Origin of the sequence: Marinagarivorans cellulosilyticus (assembly GCF_021655555.1) — a bacterium.
In the GTDB taxonomy this organism is placed as follows: Bacteria; Pseudomonadota; Gammaproteobacteria; order Pseudomonadales; family Cellvibrionaceae; genus Marinagarivorans; species Marinagarivorans cellulosilyticus.
Window position 1 is genome coordinate 4,994,890 of sequence record NZ_AP023086.1, and the last position, 17,524, is coordinate 5,012,413.

14 protein-coding genes are annotated in these 17,524 nt (G+C 45.7%); 7 read left to right on the forward strand and 7 right to left on the reverse strand.

The genetic code is table 11. The annotated features are described in order from the left end of the window. Window positions 1-58: 58 nt before the first annotated feature. The 3 genes from MARGE09_RS20315 to MARGE09_RS20325 all read left to right on the forward strand — a co-directional run bounded on the left by MARGE09_RS20315 (window position 59) and on the right by MARGE09_RS20325 (window position 4,906). On the forward strand, window positions 59-2,191 hold the full coding sequence (locus tag MARGE09_RS20315; RefSeq protein ID WP_236984962.1) for an NHL repeat-containing protein: 2,133 nt from the start codon (window positions 59-61) through the stop codon (window positions 2,189-2,191). A 524-nt stretch (window positions 2,192-2,715) separates the two neighbouring features. Further along, window positions 2,716-3,633 (forward strand): hypothetical protein, encoded by a 918-nt coding sequence (locus MARGE09_RS20320; protein ID WP_236984963.1) that lies wholly within the window; start codon window positions 2,716-2,718, stop codon window positions 3,631-3,633. A 301-nt stretch (window positions 3,634-3,934) separates the two neighbouring features. Beyond that, window positions 3,935-4,906, forward strand: a complete 972-nt coding sequence (locus MARGE09_RS20325) for an alpha/beta fold hydrolase (RefSeq protein ID WP_236984964.1) — start codon at window positions 3,935-3,937, stop codon at window positions 4,904-4,906. 55 nt (window positions 4,907-4,961) lie between these two features. On the opposite strand, the gene dbpA is transcribed toward MARGE09_RS20325, so the two are convergent. The 4 genes from dbpA to MARGE09_RS20345 form a co-directional block, all read right to left on the reverse strand. Then, window positions 4,962-6,362: an ATP-dependent RNA helicase DbpA gene (gene dbpA / locus MARGE09_RS20330; protein WP_236987424.1), complete on the reverse strand. Its 1,401-nt coding sequence runs from the start codon at window positions 6,360-6,362 to the stop codon at window positions 4,962-4,964. A gap of 56 nt (window positions 6,363-6,418) precedes the next feature. Then, entirely contained in the window at window positions 6,419-6,907 is a 489-nt protein-coding gene (locus MARGE09_RS20335; RefSeq protein ID WP_236984965.1) for a TrmH family RNA methyltransferase, read from the reverse strand. 101 nt (window positions 6,908-7,008) lie between these two features. Continuing rightward, a complete protein-coding gene (locus MARGE09_RS20340; RefSeq protein WP_236984966.1) occupies window positions 7,009-8,280 on the reverse strand; it encodes a DUF1501 domain-containing protein in 1,272 nt (423 codons plus the stop codon). 11 nt (window positions 8,281-8,291) lie between these two features. Further along, window positions 8,292-11,003, reverse strand: a complete 2,712-nt coding sequence (locus MARGE09_RS20345; RefSeq protein WP_236987425.1) for a DUF1588 domain-containing protein — start codon at window positions 11,001-11,003, stop codon at window positions 8,292-8,294. On the opposite strand from MARGE09_RS20345, the gene MARGE09_RS20350 reads away from it, so the two are divergent. From MARGE09_RS20350 to MARGE09_RS20360, 3 genes are all read left to right on the forward strand, one after another. Continuing rightward, window positions 10,981-11,463, forward strand: a complete 483-nt coding sequence (locus MARGE09_RS20350) for a hypothetical protein (protein ID WP_236984967.1) — start codon at window positions 10,981-10,983, stop codon at window positions 11,461-11,463. The two genes, MARGE09_RS20345 and MARGE09_RS20350, sit on opposite strands and share 23 nt — an antisense overlap. A 412-nt stretch (window positions 11,464-11,875) precedes the next feature. Next, window positions 11,876-12,469, forward strand: a complete 594-nt coding sequence (locus tag MARGE09_RS20355; protein ID WP_236984968.1) for a response regulator — start codon at window positions 11,876-11,878, stop codon at window positions 12,467-12,469. Window positions 12,470-12,647: 178 nt separating this feature from the next. After that, window positions 12,648-12,899, forward strand: a complete 252-nt coding sequence (locus tag MARGE09_RS20360) for a hypothetical protein (protein ID WP_236984969.1) — start codon at window positions 12,648-12,650, stop codon at window positions 12,897-12,899. On the opposite strand, the gene MARGE09_RS20365 is transcribed toward MARGE09_RS20360, so the two are convergent. The 3 genes from MARGE09_RS20365 to MARGE09_RS20370 form a co-directional block, all read right to left on the reverse strand. Then, window positions 12,893-14,191, reverse strand: a complete 1,299-nt coding sequence (locus tag MARGE09_RS20365) for a GGDEF domain-containing protein (RefSeq protein WP_236984970.1) — start codon at window positions 14,189-14,191, stop codon at window positions 12,893-12,895. The genes MARGE09_RS20360 and MARGE09_RS20365 overlap by 7 nt on opposite strands. A gap of 282 nt (window positions 14,192-14,473) precedes the next feature. Then, on the reverse strand, window positions 14,474-14,605 hold the full coding sequence (locus MARGE09_RS21600; protein WP_255711763.1) for a hypothetical protein: 132 nt from the start codon (window positions 14,603-14,605) through the stop codon (window positions 14,474-14,476). Window positions 14,606-14,762: 157 nt separating this feature from the next. Beyond that, complete coding sequence (locus tag MARGE09_RS20370) at window positions 14,763-16,685, reverse strand: sensor histidine kinase (RefSeq protein WP_236984971.1); 1,923 nt, start codon at window positions 16,683-16,685, stop codon at window positions 14,763-14,765. A gap of 71 nt (window positions 16,686-16,756) precedes the next feature. Here MARGE09_RS20370 and MARGE09_RS20375 point away from each other — a divergent pair, with 71 nt between their 5' ends. Next, window positions 16,757-17,392, forward strand: a complete 636-nt coding sequence (locus MARGE09_RS20375) for a response regulator transcription factor (protein ID WP_236984972.1) — start codon at window positions 16,757-16,759, stop codon at window positions 17,390-17,392. Window positions 17,393-17,524: the final 132 nt, after the last annotated feature.

Genomic DNA, 17,524 nt, shown 5'->3' on the forward strand with positions numbered 1-17,524 from the left:
TATCGCTATAGAAATACACGTTAAACAAAACACCTTTAACAACTATAGTGAAAACTTTATGATATTCAGACAAGCTTCAATATATTTACTCTCCACAGCAGTATTACTCATTAGTGGCTGTGGAAGTTCAAATTCAACAACGCCCACGCAAACAACCACTGATACGCTCTCTGCATCCAGCCGATCTAGCCTTTCAAATTCATCAGAGCCGGATGAAACTCAAGATCTTATTGGCACAAGGTACGAAGCAGAGTTTTCTGATTTACTCGGCAGCTCCTCATTTGCAATAGATAAAATGGCGTCAGCCTCTAAAATTGCTATTGTCGATGCAGGGGAAAATAATGGAATAGAAATTAATAATGTACCAACATCAAAATCTATAAGGATTTCCTATACTAGCAATAGCATCGGCGAAATCAGCATTGCTATTAACGATATCAAAATAAAAGAATTAGCTATTGGCGAATCAATAACGCCTACGATTCTAGAAACTAATATTACGATAGGCTTAAACGACAAGGTTACTGTTAGCAACATGGGAACGGAGCCAATAGGAATCGATTACGTCGAATTTTACCCTCAAGATGTGGCATTATCGTATTGGCGTAAAACCGAGAATTTAGGCGATACAGGGCAACCTAGGGCAGACCACATCATTATCTCGCCCAGTGGCGATATTGTATCTTCAGGTGGATTAAATTACCTTTATCAAACTGGTGCTGAACAAACGGCAATTGATCTCGATAGTTCAGAAGGTATTGTTGGCTTTGCCTATAATCCTACCGGGGACCTTTACGTCGCCGATTTTGTAGGCAATCAGATAATTAAGTATAGCAATACAGGTGACACGCACGTCTTAATCAGTAATATTGCCAACCCTGCAGGGTTGGCAATAAATAGCCTTGGTGAGATCTATATTTCTCAATTTAATGATAGTTCGCATGCATCCATCGTAAAGTATTCAGAAGACTCTGGCATGCAACAAGTCGTCACCACAAAAACGGAAACTAATGGTGTAATTGGCCTTACTTTTGACCAGCATGACAATCTTTACGCGGGCAGCTGGAACACAGGTATTATCTACAAAATTGATAATCAAGATACGCTTAGCACTATTGGAAGAATTCCAAGTGTCGTCAACAACGGCATTAATCAATTAGCTTATGCTTCGGACTATGTCTATGTCACAGCGGGTTCACCCAGAAGGATCTACCGCACCAATACAATCAATGACGAAATCGAAGAAATAATACCATCGCTACTTGAATTACCTAGCGGCTCTTTGGATAACCTTGGCGGCGCAATTGCAATTACAACAGACTCGAAGAAATTATACGTTGCCAAGAATAATGGAGAATATATCTCTCTCAGCCCTAGCGATGAAAAATATTCCTATGTTTCAACCCTGAATAACGTTGGGCGCGCCGTTGATGGCATGGGCGTAACACCCGCCGGAGACATACTATTGGGCGGCAATACATTAACCCGGCTATCGCTTTCTGGCGAACAAATGTCAGAATCATTAGGCGGATATAGCGGGCTTGGGATGGATTTTGATTCTAATGACAATCTCTTCATCGCCAACTGGGGAGACCGCTCTATTTACAAAAAAAGCACCAATGGAACCGTCGAAAATTGGGTGTCTAACGCAAACTACCCTAACAGCGTAACCATTACAGATGATGGTTACTACGTGGCCATGTGCGGAATAAACTTCACAGGCAACAATGTTGTTAAGTACGACAAAGACGGCAATCAGCTAAAAAGCATTGTTATTAATGAATCAACCAATTCTTGCATTGCCGGAATCACCCACGATTCCAATGGTGCTGTTTATGTCTCTAACTGGAACAGAGGTACTATCACTAAAATAGTCAATGATGAACCCAGTACTTTAACTACCCTAACGAATAGCGCTGGCACAACCTCGAACACCAACCACATAGTATTTCACGGCGGCTTTATTTATGCGCCTAGCTCCAACTTCAACCAAATTTTCAAAATAGATGGCTCTGGTAATTTCGAAGTCTTCGCGGGGACACCTAGCAATATAAGCACAGATGGTAAACTCGCGGATGCAGACTTTACTGGCGTTATGAATATTGCAGTTAGCAACAATGGCGATGCGATTTACACAGCAGAATCTAATGGCGATGTAAAAGTAATTAGCTCTTACAAACTACCGCTATAACAAATAATTGGACAACGACACTCAACTAAATAGACCTCTTATAGATCAAAATCATTAAAAACGACTAAACCGCACTAAAGTTACAACCAACAGAAGGAATATTCAGCGTTTATTAGAATATTCCTTCTGTTGGTTTTTTTGGACATTAATTACCCACTCCCCCACCTACACACTGCCCAACGCCATTAACTTAGCGGCAGCCGACAATTTTTCTGGACTCGCTCAAGCCAATCCATGGGCGCTCCGCACGCGCTCCCAGCGCGTGAGGGTCCTGAAAAGTCACCGCCTACCGCTTACTTGCCTTAAGTTAATGACATTGACACGCTGCCTCGGCATGCATTAATTACTTAGCAATAATAGAACGACCAAGATCGAACCTCTATTTTAATTTTTACAATGGGTTCGATTTGAATTCTTCATTCGTCCAACATTAGTAACAATTATTTAAGCACCGGAAATATAAGTATCGCAAATATAAGTACCGACAATAAAACTACATTTACCGATATACCTGGGGAGCTATTATGTTTAGTAAAAAATTAATGTCCGTCTTGTTGGCAGCGCCATCAATCGTTGTATTAACTGGCTGCGGTAGCGATAGTAATAATACTGAACGCACCGGTACCACGTCATCGAGCAGTGCCGATATCACCGCAACATCATCTTCGACAAGCCCGTCAAGCGAGGCGATAAGTAGCGCTGCTAGCTCCTCGGCAGGCGTAGAGGTAATGCCACAATCACTTGCAGATAGGGTGATGCATTTGACAATCGACGATGTTCAGTCACTGGCGCAAACAGGCTCTCATGCAACATCTGGCATGTTTGTTGTGCGTTATGGCGATAACGGTACCCTGGTAAACGAAGGCATCTTACCTTGGAATCCAGCTTATGCAGCTACCTACCATTACAGTGTTAACAGTGAAAATACCGCGCAAGACGAAATCACCTTATTAGGCGAAAGTAATGTTGTAGTTACTACGCAATACACATTTATTACAGCTAATACTGGCACTTGGGTACAGAATTATAACGATAGTGAAATTACCTACGAAGGTAGCTTTATTGTAACCGCCGAGCCTTATACCGGCTTTGCACCGGCGTCACTTGAGGGCTTGAGTGCTGATATCGAATTTTTAACCAGCGTATCTGACCAGCCTGCAGGCTCGTACCCTACCGAAGGTATTGCCACCCACATTTATAATACCGCCACAATGTTCAGTACCGACGGCTCTCAAATTAATACCCCCAATACGGTCGGCACCTATACGGCCGAAAAGCTTTCATTAAATGTTATTCGCGATACGGGGTTTAACACTACATTTAACAATGTTTACGAAATTGTATACACCTTTGAAACCTTAACCAGCGGAACCTTCACCGAAGATTGGGGCAATGGTCAAATATTATGGACTGGGGTATTTAACATTAAACCGATTGAGTAAATACCAGAATCGAAACGCCACAAGCAATGCATTCATTACACCCTCCTACTTTAGTCTGCTGGAGGGTGTTTTAGGCTCACCTTATTATTACTTATTTTTTTACCCCCCTAGCCTTTAGTGCTAATCGCTAAAAAATATACCAAAATCTTACAACTATTTCCGATTTTAGCCACTTATAGACACCCACTAAATGTGTTAACTTCCGGCCGTTTTTGGCATTGTCCTTAATACCAAAAATTACTCGCAATGCCTAAACGGGCAGAACCTACCGGAATTTAAAAACATGGGAGTCACTAGGACTATGAAATTGATTAATACGTGGATTATGGGCGCCATAGCCACAATGGCTATGGCAACATCAGCTTTCGCCGCTAAGTTTGAAGAAGGCTTTGTCGGCTTGGAAAACGGCCAATCGCTACACTACATTGCACAAGGCAAGCAGGGTAAAAAGCCGCTGATGCTTTTTATTCACGGGGCACCAGAACGCGCCGAAGTGTGGAAAGATTACATGGAAGCTTTTAGCGACGATTACTACACCGTTGCTTACACCTCGCGCGGTTACGCACCGTCGAGCATCCCAACAGAAGTAGAAGCTTATACAGTCACTAATTTAGCTACCGACGCACTTGCCGTAGCCAACGCATTTGGTTATGAAACATTTACTGTTGTAGGCCACGACTGGGGCGGCGCGACAGCATGGCGGGCAGCGATTGCCTTCCCAAATAATGTTGAAAAGTTAGTGGTTATCGCTAACCCTCACCCATTGATGTATGCCCGCGCTTATCATGAATCTGAAGAGCAAAAAGCATTAATCGACGCTTACATACCACAGGCACGCGAAGGCGTAGCACCTTGGACACGTGAAGGCACATTGGCCAACAACCTAGAGCATTTTAAGCACTACGTTTATACCGAAAAGGCTAAGTCTTCACTCGACTGGACAACCGGTTTATTGCTAGAAGACACTTGGTTAGAAGACAACGGCGCCAGCATTGATGCTATTTACAACCACTACAAAGCACTCGATTGGCCACTAACAACTTTGGCAACCTGTAACCCAGCACCTACCTTTTCTTTAACCGCTCACCAACCCGCTTTGGTATTTTATGGCGACAATGACCGTTTTGGCTCTGCAGATGCTTATAACCTACCTAATAACGACTGCACACCCAATGCAAAATATGTAAAAATTCACAAAGGTGATCACTTTATTCACCACACACATAAGCACCGCTTAATTCGTAAAATGAAACGTTTTTTAAGAAATAATTAATGCATAAAAAAGGCCTGTTCTTAACAGGCCTTTTTTATAAACGTAAAGGTAAAAACTATAATAAGCGCACTCGAAATGTTCGCCCCTTTAATTTACCGTTGGCAATTTTACTCAATGCATCTTTTGCCACTTTTGCACTGACCGCAACAAATGCCCAATTATCCATAATTTGAATTTTCCCCACTTGCTTGCCATCTATGCCGTCTTTTCCTGTTAGGGCACCCAAAATATCACCGGCGCGCACTTTTTGTTTTTTTCCACCATCAATTTGCAAGGTCTTCATTGCGGGCTTATAAGTGCCGGCAGCCAAAACTTTGGCCGGCGGTAGCGGTTGAATATCTACCGTTAAATTATGCGCTTCTTTTAAACGCTCGATTTTGAAGTTTTCTTTGCCGCTAAACAGTGTGCTGGCAACACCTTTTTGCCCAGCCCGCCCCGTGCGACCAATGCGATGGGTATGCACTTCGCTATCGCGTGCTATTTGGTAATTAATAACAGCATCTAGGGCTTCTATATCCAACCCTCGCGCTGCAACATCGGTTGCCACTAAAATAGAAACACTTTTATTCGAAAAACGAACTAAGGCTTGATCGCGCTCGCGCTGCTCTAAATCGCCGTGCAATGCCGTTGCACTAAAACCCAATGCATTTAAATCGTCTGCGACCGCTTGTGTTTCGCGCTTGGTATTGCAAAAAATTACCGCGCTTGTAGGGCGGGCATCGCACAGTAAACGCTGTATCGCTTGCAGCCGCTGCTGCTCGCCATTGCCGTCTAATTCGTCGATTTTATAAAAGTGCTGTGTGATTGTTTCGCTAGTGTGTTGGGACTCTACCCGAATACGCGTTGGCGAGCGCATCACGCGTTTGGCGATGCTTTCAATTTCTTTTGGGAAGGTCGCGCTAAACAGTAATGTTTGCCGCTGCTTTGGCGCAAAGCCCAATATGGTATCTAGCGTTTCTTGAAACCCCATATCCAACATGCGGTCGGCTTCGTCGAGCACAATGTTTTTCACATTATTTAAAACCAACGAACCTTTGCGCAGGTGCTCTTCTATACGCCCTGGCGTGCCTACAATAATATGCGCACCATGTTCTAAGGAGCCAATTTGTGGCCCAAACGGCATGCCGCCACAAATACACAGCACTTTAATATTGTGAATAGCGCGGGCTAATTTGCGCACCTCGGCAGCGACTTGCTCGGCCAGCTCGCGCGTGGGGCACAGTATTAGCGTTTGAATGCGAAAGCGCTTTACCTCTAAGTGTTGCAATATGCCAAGGCCAAAGGCCGCCGTTTTACCGGAGCCTGTTTTACCTTCACCAATAACATCGTCGCCGGCTAATATTGCCGGTAGGCTTTGCGCCTGAATGGGCGTCATTTCGGTGTAGTTTAAGCTTTCTAGATTACTTAATAGCTCGGGTTTAAGCGCAAGGCTCGCAAAAGAAGACACAGCAAAAATCTCTGAAGGGTAACAAAGTCGGTAGCTGCTAAACAGCACCGAAACAAGGCGGCAAATTATACAGTACTGGCCAAAAATTTATTGCGCTCTATTGTGTTGGGCGTGTTATCACTTTGCGCCATAAAGGTATTGAGCACTACCCCGCAAGCAACGTTAACATTAACCGAAGCGCCGTTACCGTATTGCGGAATATAAACACAATAGTCGCTAAGGGCCAACACCGCTACCGGAATGCCCTGCCCCTCGTTGCCTAAAATAAATGCAGTATTACATGAAAAGCGCACTGTATTTATCGACTGCGAAGCCTCGCTAATTTCAACAGCTGCAATCTTGTAACCGCTGCTTTTGTAAAAGTGATGGGCAGCAGGAAAATCAAAGAAATGACGTATTTTTGTAGTGCTGTGGGTATTTTGATTGCCGTAAGAAGAATACTTTTTGCGCCCAACCACGCAAACATCTGCAACGCCTAGGGCGTTACAGGTTCGAATAAGCTGGCCCAAGTTGGTGTTTTTTTCGATATTTTGCAGAATAACAACAGCTTTCATAAACTTTCACGGCCCCACAATAAGGCCGGCAAGGTATCGCCTTTTGCCTCTAGCGACAACTGCCAGCTTTACGTAAGTTCAGCAGCGGCAAGCAATAGAGCTTAACTAAAAAAGTTAAAGCGCTCTGCGACACTTAGTGGGTAGGCATCGTCTATTGCCGAGCTACTAATGCCTAAATGATCGCGCATGGCTTGGTGGATGTGCTTAGGGTAAATCACACTGCCGCTGTCACTTGCCTGCAAACTGCCTGTATCGACCTTCAAAGCGTGTTGCATTTCGTCGGTGCCAGCTACTAAACGATTGCCCCAGCTGGCATTTTTTTCCATCACTATTGCGCTGCCTACTGACCAATGGTCTTTGCCGGCACTACTGTTGTACCAAGGTGTGCGGGCAAAATCGCTGGCAATTAATACCGTTAAGCGATCGGCAATGCCTTGTTCTTCGGCATAATCCCAAAGGTAATCAATACCGGCGGTTAGCTCGGCAAGCAGTGGCATTTGGTCGCGGTCGTGATCGGCGTGGGTATCGAAGCCGCCCAAAACAACATCAGCACTGCAAGCCACACCCGACTTAAACGCCAAGGTGGTGATTTGCATTTGCTGCATAAAACGGTTGCTTTGCAGTTGGTCATCCGGCGGAATAACCGCCGCAAAGTCTTCTAGCCCACCGGCGTTTTGGCGAGCGCTGTAATAGACATCCATTGCATATTGCGTGCGCGGAAGGTTGTTAGGGTTGCTACGCAACCTTTCTAAGCGCGCTTGCTGGTGCTCTTTGACCATCGCTAGCATGTCTGGATGCTGAAACGTTTGCTCACGGTCCCATGGCAACACATTGGGCGTAAGCACACTGAGCAATGCGCGCACATCGTTCAAACGGGTATAGCGAATTAACCGGGCCGTTTCGGCATAACCACCATAATTTAAATAAGATAACGGCAACGCCGGCGCATGGGTTGCAGCAAACAAAGCCGTTAACGAAGGAAACCCCGCAGAATTGCGGCCACTCCAGTTGTGCAATACACCTGTTGAATGCGAATTAGTTTGGGAGTCGATCCCGTTGATAACCAACATTTTTTGATAATGCTTTTCGAAAAACGCTGCATTGCCTGCCACCGGGGCATAGCGCAAGTTACCAGCACTTTGAATTTCTGCCGTTTGCGCCCAAGTATTAATAATGTCTTCGCCCGCGGGGTTGGCTTTAGGGTCGCAAAAGCTGGCAACATCCCACGCGCCTTCGGCTTGTACCGTTACAAACAGCCGGCCGCTGTAATCCTCTGGCGCGGCGAATAAGCGCCCAGTTGGCAAGCTGCCTAGGGCTGTAGTTGCTGCAATTTTATTGATGCTCGCAAGAAAATCTCTACGCTTAATAGCCATGGTCCTTCCTCTTACTCGTGCAAATAGTGGTAATCGGTCATGAAATAAATGAGCATCGATATCCACGTGCCCTGCATGTAACGCGTATCGGCGAGTTCGCTGGTCCAATCCTGCTGCCACCAATTGGGAATGGGAATATCACAACCCTCCGTTTCCCAGTCGTAAGCGCGCTCTGGCATATTGGCCTGTCGCCACTGCCAAGTATCGACCAACAATTGGTAACTTGCCTCGATTTCTAGACTATCGGTGCTTAATGCTTGACCTAAGAACAATTGGTGCAAGCGCACTAATTGCTCACGCAGTAATTGCTCGCCTGCACTCTGGCTATAGGGCGCTAACGCATCGACAGACACCACCATATTCACGGGGTAACCCGGCACATTGCGGCGCCACGCAGCAACGCTCACGGTGTAATTATCATCCGCTGGGAGTACCACGGGTATTGAAACACCGCCACTCCATAAAATGGTGCCGGTGTAGGCTGCCGCGGCATTATCGTAAAACCGGCCACCGGTAGGATTGCCTTGATCGTTGGTGGTAAAAATTACGCCATCAACGGCGCTCAGTGCATCGCCAGCGAGATCTAGCACCACCGCCCCACTGCTATTGCGGATTTGCACACTGGTGATAATGAGATTGGTACCCTCTTGCAAATCACCATCCCAATGCGGATTAGCAAAACGTAAATTCAAGCGTTGCTCGCCAGCCGGAATACCGACGCTAAGCATATGTTCACTGCTGGCCGCTGTAGCAGTGCCCGTTACCGCCGCCAAAGCGGAACCATGGCTTACCGGTGTGACGTAACGATCCACCATGGAAAACAACGACGGGGCCGGCGTGCGATTAAAGTCCAACACCACAGCACCGCAAGCTACAGAAACCGCTTGCGTTAGCGCCACGTTAGACATCAAGGTATTTAACTCGCGCGCGCGCGAGGTAATACCGAACGAATCCATACCGCCGTAGTAAATTAAATAGCGGTCTAATAACTGGGTGTAGTGGTTATCCAGCAGCCAAGGCGCCTCGGATTCACCCCAAGCATAACCTAGCAATGCCGATGTTTTTGCCTCTAGTTCTTCTGGTGTTAGCAAGCGGCCAGTACCAACGCCAGCCAGCATTACTCGCTGGTTTTGCTCTAGCGGTGCTGTACTTTGCTGCGCCCGGAACCATGGGCTCATTAGCATTTCTACTAGCATGTCTTTTAGGTTGTAAGCCGCGCCGCCATTAATGCCCACACGAAAATCATCTGCTAGGGTTTGAATAAAGGTATTTTGCGCATCAAAAGCAGCTAACTGCTCGGCGTAGTTGGCATCTTCTAGGGCTTCTGGCGCTTCGATTAACTCCTCGGCCATCACCGCTGGCCACCAAAACTTAATGGCCGCTTCGGCGAAACGCTCATCCGCTACGATTTGCTGCGCCAGCCACTGCAGGCTATTAGCGCGGCTGTATACCCCATCACTCGGTGCAGCCAACACGCCAAAGCCAGGCGCGCGTACATCTCTAAACCAAGTATCACCACGCTCGTACAAATCGCCATCTTTGTAAACCCGCGGCAATGCATCTAAACCGCCCCAACTATTGCGGTACAGGCCTTCATCACCGTAATTTTGAAAAGCGCCTGCCACTGGGTCCATTGCAATATGGCACACCGTGCAGTTGGCATTATTCATGGTTGGATTGTTGGTATCGGCAAGGGCTTCTGGGTCGTTGGTGCGGGCGGCGGATTTTTCGATGTCCACCCCTAAAAAGTGATAGAACGTCCAGCGGGCACGGGCACGATTGCGGTTTGTATCCGTAGTGGGGTAGCGGTTTAAAAAGGCTGGCTCATTCAAAACACCGGCGTGCGGATACTCGACGAAAGCACCATGACTATCAATAACAGAACCGACGCCCTCAATAAATTCTGAAGAAAACTCGCCATCGTGTAAAACCTGCCCGCGATTTTGCACAACCTTAAAAATGGAAAAGTCATCATCGGCGGTAAATAGGTTATCCCAATCGGCGTTATACACTTGCGCCAACGCCGAATTAGCGAGAGTGTAATCGGCCGTAAGTACTTCGGTATAGGGCCTGTCATTTTCTACCACATAAGCAATTAGCTCCAAGGGGGCTTGCGCAACACCGTAACGCAGCTGGCGATAATAATTGCCATAAAAATCTTCGCGCTCGCCTTGCTGATTGGCCGTCACAAATTTAGCCGCTAAGGTAGGGTAAAAGCTTGCATTGGGCTCGATCACATCGAGGTTTAATTCTTGATTAAAAGCATCAGTTAATAAGCGGTCGTTGGCGCCGCGTATTAAAAATTGATGAAACCCCTCCCCAGCCATCAACCCTCGCAAGCTAGCCTTTAGCTGTGTTTCTGTTTGTGTGGCTGCCAGTTCTTGAGCGGTGGGTAAACGGCCAGCTAGAATTAAAGCCGCACGGCGCAGCGTATCGGCTGGCGGAGCATTTTCGACCTGATCAAACATAGCGACTTTAGTGTTATTTTCGGAGTTCCCGGTCAGCAGCTGTAAAACAGATTCTAACGCCATAAACTCGGTAGTCGTAGTTCCAAAAACAGCGCCACCTTGATGCAAAGCACCACCTTGCGTTTTACTTAATACCAAGGCATCGCCATCATCTACGGTCGCTACAAAATTCTGTAAAACCGAATAATTCGTTGCCGCTTGCCCATCACCTGCCGTAAAAACCAAGCGCGTATTGCCAGAAGCGCCGCCATTCACATGGCACAAAACACAGCGCGCTTGTACTACAGGGCCTTCAACCGTATTTTGGTACTGCTCTAAGGCAAGATTTTCAGCAGGCATACTCGAAGACGATGTAGCGCTAGATGACACCATTGACGATGACGATGACGATGACGATGACGAAAATAATACCGAAGAAGAACTTGCCACAAGGCTAGAAGCGACATCACTTGAAGTAGAAAAAGCAGCAGAGCTACTAAGCATTGAAGTCACCGAGGAAGATTCCGGCACAACAGAGGATAGTGTCGCAGGCGAAGAGCTTACTACTGCAGCAGGAGAATCATCACCGCCACCACTACCGCACGACACCAAAAAAAACGCTGCTATTGCAGACGAAATTAAAGCGGTGCAATTACAACGCAATTTATCCTTTAATGAATTCATCATTGTCATTATCACTATTAGAGTGGGCAACTCTTACAGCTACCCAAGATAGAATTATCATTCAGAATAAGCACTGCAAATACTTAACCAAAAAATTCTGTAAAATAAAATCGGTAGCATTACTGAAAAAGCAGTGTACGTGAAGGCAGGAATAACGTCAGTAAATGTTACATGAACTATTCATATAACAAAGTGTAAAGCCAGATCGAAAACGATTTAAAAAACCATTAATGCCACGATAAAGGTATTTTAAGTACCATTTAGAAGGCAAGAATTACTTTCAATAAAACATCGGTATAAAAGAAGCTTTTAATAATATTGACGATTACCGACAAATAATTGATAGTTTGTGACAGTTATTGTTTTTTACAACGCACGCATTAACGCGCACTAAATCATAACGGGAGCCATTTTTCGTTAATCCAGCAATAACCCTATTTCCAATTAGCTAACGAGCATGATGTATGAGTTTATCTGGCTTCAAATTCGAGCAACAAACAAACGGCCTCGAATGCTATGACAGTCAACCCGTTAGGCGGATAATGTTAGTGGATGACGAAGAATCTATTCTTAAATCTGCTGAGCGCTGCTTGGCTTTTGATGAATACATGATTACTTGCTTTCAATCACCGCAAGAAGCCCTTAAAAGCGCTCGCCATCAAGCTTACGATTTAGTCATTACCGACCAGCGCATGCCCTGCATGAACGGCGTTGAACTACTCACACAAATTAACGAGGCACAGCCGCAATGTGTGGGCATTATACTCAGTGGTTTTAGCGATAGCTCCACACTCCTAGAGGCTATAAACCAAGCCCACATCTATCAATTCGTATGCAAACCTTGGGTTAACGAAGATTTTCGCTTGCTGGTCAAAAAAGCACTCAGCCATGCCGAGCAGCAGTGCGAAACCCAGCGCCTAGCGGACCAAGCCCGAGTAAGTAGCGGCAGCATGACTCGGCATCGCGCGCAGCTGCGCGAGTTAGAAGCAAAATACCCGGGTATCACACGGGTAGAGCGGGATGAAAACGGCGCCATTGTGTTGCACTCCCGACATTAACACGCGCCAGTACCCAGTACCGGTATTCTATGCCCTAATTTTTACTGCTCGTCGCAGCCCTAGATTATCCCTTTAAAAAAGTCTTATAATTCATTTACCGTAACGAAAAGACTGAGCCGTTGCATTCTTTTGTCGGTAGAACACGACTAATAGACTAGAAGAATTCAGGGATTAACTTATGAGCGATACAAAACCTCAATGCCCAAACTGCCAACAAAATGTTTTGCAAAGTCTGTCGACACGCTGCATGTACTGCGGCTCGGAACTCCCCAAAAATCTTCATCCCTCTGATGCACAAAAGCAAGCCATTTTATCTCGCCACGAAGAAAGCAATCGCGCACACGACTTAGCAATGGAAGCAAGGGCGAATAAAGATAAAAAAAAGAAAAAGCAGAAACCGCCTATTGAGCCGCCATTCAATATTCAATAAGCCACAACTTGATTACGCCCTTGCGTCTTAGCAGAGTACAGGGCCTCGTCGGCACGAATAAAAGCACTATTTAAAGAATCGATTTTACTGAACGAAGTTAGCCCAATGCTCACCGTTATTGCTACAGCGGCGTCCGAATTAAAATCGTGATTTTGCACTAGCAAACGCAGCTTTTGCGCCAAGGACTTTGCCTGCTCTAGGTTATAACTTGTCACAAGCAAGACAAACTCTTCACCGCCCCAGCGTGCAAAAATATCACCTTTACGAATATTCTTTGCAAATAAACTAGCAACCTCCCTTAATACTTTATCCCCTGTAACGTGGCCAAACTCATCGTTAACCCGTTTAAAATGGTCAATATCAATAATTAATAAACAACCATTAAGTGCGCCTTTACCAAATAGGCTTTTTAACGTTTGCATAAAACCATAGCGGTTATACACCTCCGTTAAGCTATCGATATGCGAAAGCTCACGGTATTTTTCAGACTTTTCTTGGAGCTGCTGCGCATAGTTTGTTAGATCTTTTACTTGCCGTAGGTTTTCTTTCGCTACTTTACGCCAACGGTACATTCGCCACGTTGTTTCAGTAAATAGAACGCTTAACCACGCTAGAATAATACCAAGGTATAAGGCTTCTGCTTTTATCCACACACCGATAAGCTCTACACGTTCAAGCTCTAAGGTGTGCTCTCCCATAACTTGGGGAAACGGAAAATCCACGCCAAAGGAAGTAATATGATCAAATTGTGGCTTAGCATTATTCCTATCAACCTTATATTCATCACGCCACCAATCGGCAACTTGAAACTCCGATAGCGCAACTTCAGTTGTATAGGGCGCCGAAAAATCGCCAAAGTCATTGGTTGGAATGTTCACATACATGAATTTGTGCGTATCACGATCTTCTTTAAGGCCGTGCTGACCGTCAAAATTGCGCATATAAAGGCGCAACGTATTGCCAGGCCCCTTATAGCGAAGCTTCACTTTAACGTTGGAAAAACCGTATGCATTGATGAATTTGCGCTGCGTATCGTTCCAATGCACCGACAAACCGCAAACAGGGTGCGCAGGGCTACGCTTAAGACTACAAAGCCAGCGCGTGCGCTCCTCATCCAACCACTCAACCGACGATTCGCCCCCCCACTGTGCATCACTGTATATCGTCATTGCATTATCGTTAGCGGGGTGAATAACGATATGTTTAGGCGGCAAAACATAATGTAACGCCATTGCCGCAACAGTTAGAACAATTGCCGCTGTACGAATACGTGATGGGGACACTAAAGCCATACACCAAGCCTGTAACGTGATAAGTCGATCAAACCTTTAAGGTAGTCGTTCCTCAGCTAGGGCACCACCTTGCGAAGTGAAGCTAAATCAAAATAAGTAAAGTTGGGTTTGGGGTTTAATAGACTATGACGGAGCGGTGAACAATTGCTAGCCAAAAAAGGCAAAAAGGAGGCATAAAGCCTCCTTTTTGGTCGTCATTATCAACATTCCACGTCTGTAAATTACCTTTTGATGGCCAGCACCGCAAAAGTACTTTCGCACGTGAAAGAATAGTTTTTCGTATTACATAAAATCAATCACGGCTAATGCTAGCTCTTGTGCATTTGCATCGTTCATACAAGCACCTAAAGCAAGGCCCCAGCCAGCTAAAAAAAGCAATTTTCCTGAACTCACCAAAACACCGCGATTAAACATAAAGCACCTCATCAATCAATGACCTTATGCTATCGAAAAGAAAGCGTCAAAAAGTTGCTGCGCATCAAACTCTCTACAAACCTCGAAAAACACTCCCAAAGCTGTGATAGGTCACACAGCGAAAATGTGAAGCAACTCTACTATTTATTCTCAATGACTATAAGTGGGAACTTTTTGCTGCATGCTGCGGCAGCAGTACGCTAACACAACTGCCCCGCCCCAACTCAGAACGAATACTTAAACTATAGCCGGCCTTCTCTGCCAAGGTTTTTACAATAAAAAGCCCTAATCCAAAGCCCTGTAACGACTGCGAGTTCTCTTGTGTGAAAGGCTGCTTAAAGCGCTCGACCTGCGCAGGCGTCATCCCGCTCCCGGTATCCCAAACCTGTACAAGAACGGCGCCAGCCCTGCGCCTAACGCTCAGCAACACACCACCACGGCTGGTATAACGCGCCGCATTGACAAGTAAATTATCGACAATACGCTGCAAGATTACGGGCATACACTCAAACTCTGCAACGCCCATATGAATGCGAAACGCCAACCCCTTTTGCTTAAATAGCTCGCTTTGACGCTTTTGCACCTGGACAAAAACCTGCTGCGCTGCCACTTGTTGGCGAGCATGCTCATAGTCATCCTTGCCGTGCTTAGTCATGCTTTTTAGCAGTTCTTCGGTGTAATTAAGAGTTTTAACTATATGCTCTTTTGCACCGGTATTTTTTTGATCATCGACAAGCGCTAAAGCAAAGCGAATAGCCGCTAGCGGTTGGTTTAGATCGTGTGTCGCAGTGGCCAAACTCAGCGCTTCTGCCTGCCTACTAGCCAACATCATAGCGCGCTCTTTTTCTGCTGACGCTAGTGTTTCTGCATCACTGACACGCTGTTCTAGCTGGTCATACAGTGCCTTTCGTAAGTGACTTGCCTGCCGTAATAACGCGGTTGAAAACAAGCCGAGATCCAGGATTTGCCCTGCACTTAAAAGGCTAAACAAATAATAGCTATAGCCCAAGTGAACACCTAAACACTCTAGCGCTAATAAATAGCTCAAACTGCAGTGTAAAATGGAGCCGGCCAAAAAAAGATTTGCCGACGTCAATTGTTTGCGACGCGCCCACACGGCAATAACAATAGGTACCGGCAACCCCAGCAACGCAAGCGCAGCTAGCAACCAAAAAACATCCAGCGCCACATTCGCTACGGCAAGTAAAAATGCCAAAACCGCTAACAAAATTGTCACACGATACAAAGTATTAAATTGTTCACGCAAATTGAATAGATGCGCGCTAAACAGGTAATAAAAACTGTACGTAATACCTGTAATTAACGGTGTAAATAGCTGATTAAAGTTACCAGAAGTAGGCCACAGATAAGTAAAGTTATAACCAAAGACTTGACCGACCAACAAAATAAGGCCTGCAATATAGCAACAATAATAAATCAATGCCGAACTGGGTGTAGAGCACGCTTGAGCAACAAACAAGATAAAAAATACAAATAGCGCCCCAAAAACAATACCCCGAACTAGAGTAAAAAAGGACATCTTTTCCTGCAGAACTTCAGCACTCACCACCCTAAGGGCCAACGGGTAGTTCGCTAAACTTTGATGTTCAATGAGTAACTTTTTTGAGCTATAAGCCGGTAATTTAACAGGAATAAATAATAGAGGGTACACCAAGGGGCGAGCCGCAAATGGGTCGCTAGCCAACGAGGAAAAATGCTCAACAACCGTGCCACCATCAACCCAATAGGCTTTTAATAAGGGAGTACTAGGCAAGCCGGTCGCCAAGAAATAATGCACCGCAGAATCACTTGGGTTTGAAAGGCGCAGTGAATACCAATGTTTTTTTGCATAAAACGAAAACTTATCACTACCCACCGTTCGAAAGCGCCCCCGCTCAATAACTTGCTCAGGGTTAAGCCCATCAGGATCCGGCCAATACTTAACGTCCGCAACCACAGGCCGGCCATCGCTATTGGCCACTAGATTAATCGCGTTTTCCGGCCATACCTGCGCCCAAGATATCAACGGGCACAAGCCGCACAGTGCCAGCAAGAAACAACATTGCAATGTCGATTTCATATATGCCATAACATAACAGTTGCCTATAGAATGCAGTATTGTAACCACATCTTATTCAGTGAGCAGAAGCGATGACGAAAACTTACTTAACACGCATATTGCTAGTTGACGACCACGCTCTATTTCGCAGCTCGTTATCCATGCTTTTGGAGCACTCATTGAATTGCCAAGTTGTAAAAGCCTGCGATTCGCTAAGCTCAGTCAAAGCCGACGTGGATGCGTTAAAACCAGATATCGTTTTAATGGATTACCATATGCCCAATGGTGATGCGCTTGCCATTGGGCAGCGCCTCAAGCAGAGAACCCCTAGTTTAAAGCTAATTTATTTAACCGGTACGCAATCTGGCATAGTGCTAAACCAACTCGTACAGAGCAAAGCCGACGGCGTGCTACACAAAGAGATCACACCCGAAGAGCTATCAGACGCCTTAAGCTTGGTGAGTAATGGGCAGCGTGCGATATCGCAGCATATCAAAGATAAACTACCTCCCGAGCAGTCCCATTTTACCGAGCGCGAGTTTCAGCTATTTCGTTTACTCGTACAAGGTGCCAACACCAAACAAATTGCCGAGCAGCTCAGCATATCTCCGCGCACGGCAGAAAAGCACCGAGAGAACCTTTTCAAAAAAGCCAACGTTCAGAATATGGCCCAATTAATAGAGCTTGGCTACAAATGGCAAATTTTGGATATTGAAGCTGGCACTTAGAGTACCTCGACATAATTTCACATATCCCCAGTAGCTATGCTTTTGTTAGTGTTTATCGACAGCCCTATACATTCCTTCAAAAGTTACCGTCATCTCACACGCTCTTGCAACCTAGCAGACGAGCCCAATCAA

Coding starts and splice junctions, on each gene's coding strand:
- MARGE09_RS20315 (WP_236984962.1), top strand. CDS start 59: ATGATATTCAGACAAGCTTCAATATATTTACTCTCCACAGCAGTATTA.
- MARGE09_RS20320 (WP_236984963.1), top strand. CDS start 2,716: ATGTTTAGTAAAAAATTAATGTCCGTCTTGTTGGCAGCGCCATCAATC.
- MARGE09_RS20325 (WP_236984964.1), top strand. CDS start 3,935: ATGAAATTGATTAATACGTGGATTATGGGCGCCATAGCCACAATGGCT.
- MARGE09_RS20335 (WP_236984965.1), bottom strand. CDS start 6,907: ATGAAAGCTGTTGTTATTCTGCAAAATATCGAAAAAAACACCAACTTG.
- MARGE09_RS20340 (WP_236984966.1), bottom strand. CDS start 8,280: ATGGCTATTAAGCGTAGAGATTTTCTTGCGAGCATCAATAAAATTGCA.
- MARGE09_RS20355 (WP_236984968.1), top strand. CDS start 11,876: ATGAGTTTATCTGGCTTCAAATTCGAGCAACAAACAAACGGCCTCGAA.
- MARGE09_RS20360 (WP_236984969.1), top strand. CDS start 12,648: ATGAGCGATACAAAACCTCAATGCCCAAACTGCCAACAAAATGTTTTG.
- MARGE09_RS20365 (WP_236984970.1), bottom strand. CDS start 14,191: ATGGCTTTAGTGTCCCCATCACGTATTCGTACAGCGGCAATTGTTCTA.
- MARGE09_RS21600 (WP_255711763.1), bottom strand. CDS start 14,605: ATGTTTAATCGCGGTGTTTTGGTGAGTTCAGGAAAATTGCTTTTTTTA.
- MARGE09_RS20370 (WP_236984971.1), bottom strand. CDS start 16,685: ATGAAATCGACATTGCAATGTTGTTTCTTGCTGGCACTGTGCGGCTTG.
- MARGE09_RS20375 (WP_236984972.1), top strand. CDS start 16,757: ATGACGAAAACTTACTTAACACGCATATTGCTAGTTGACGACCACGCT.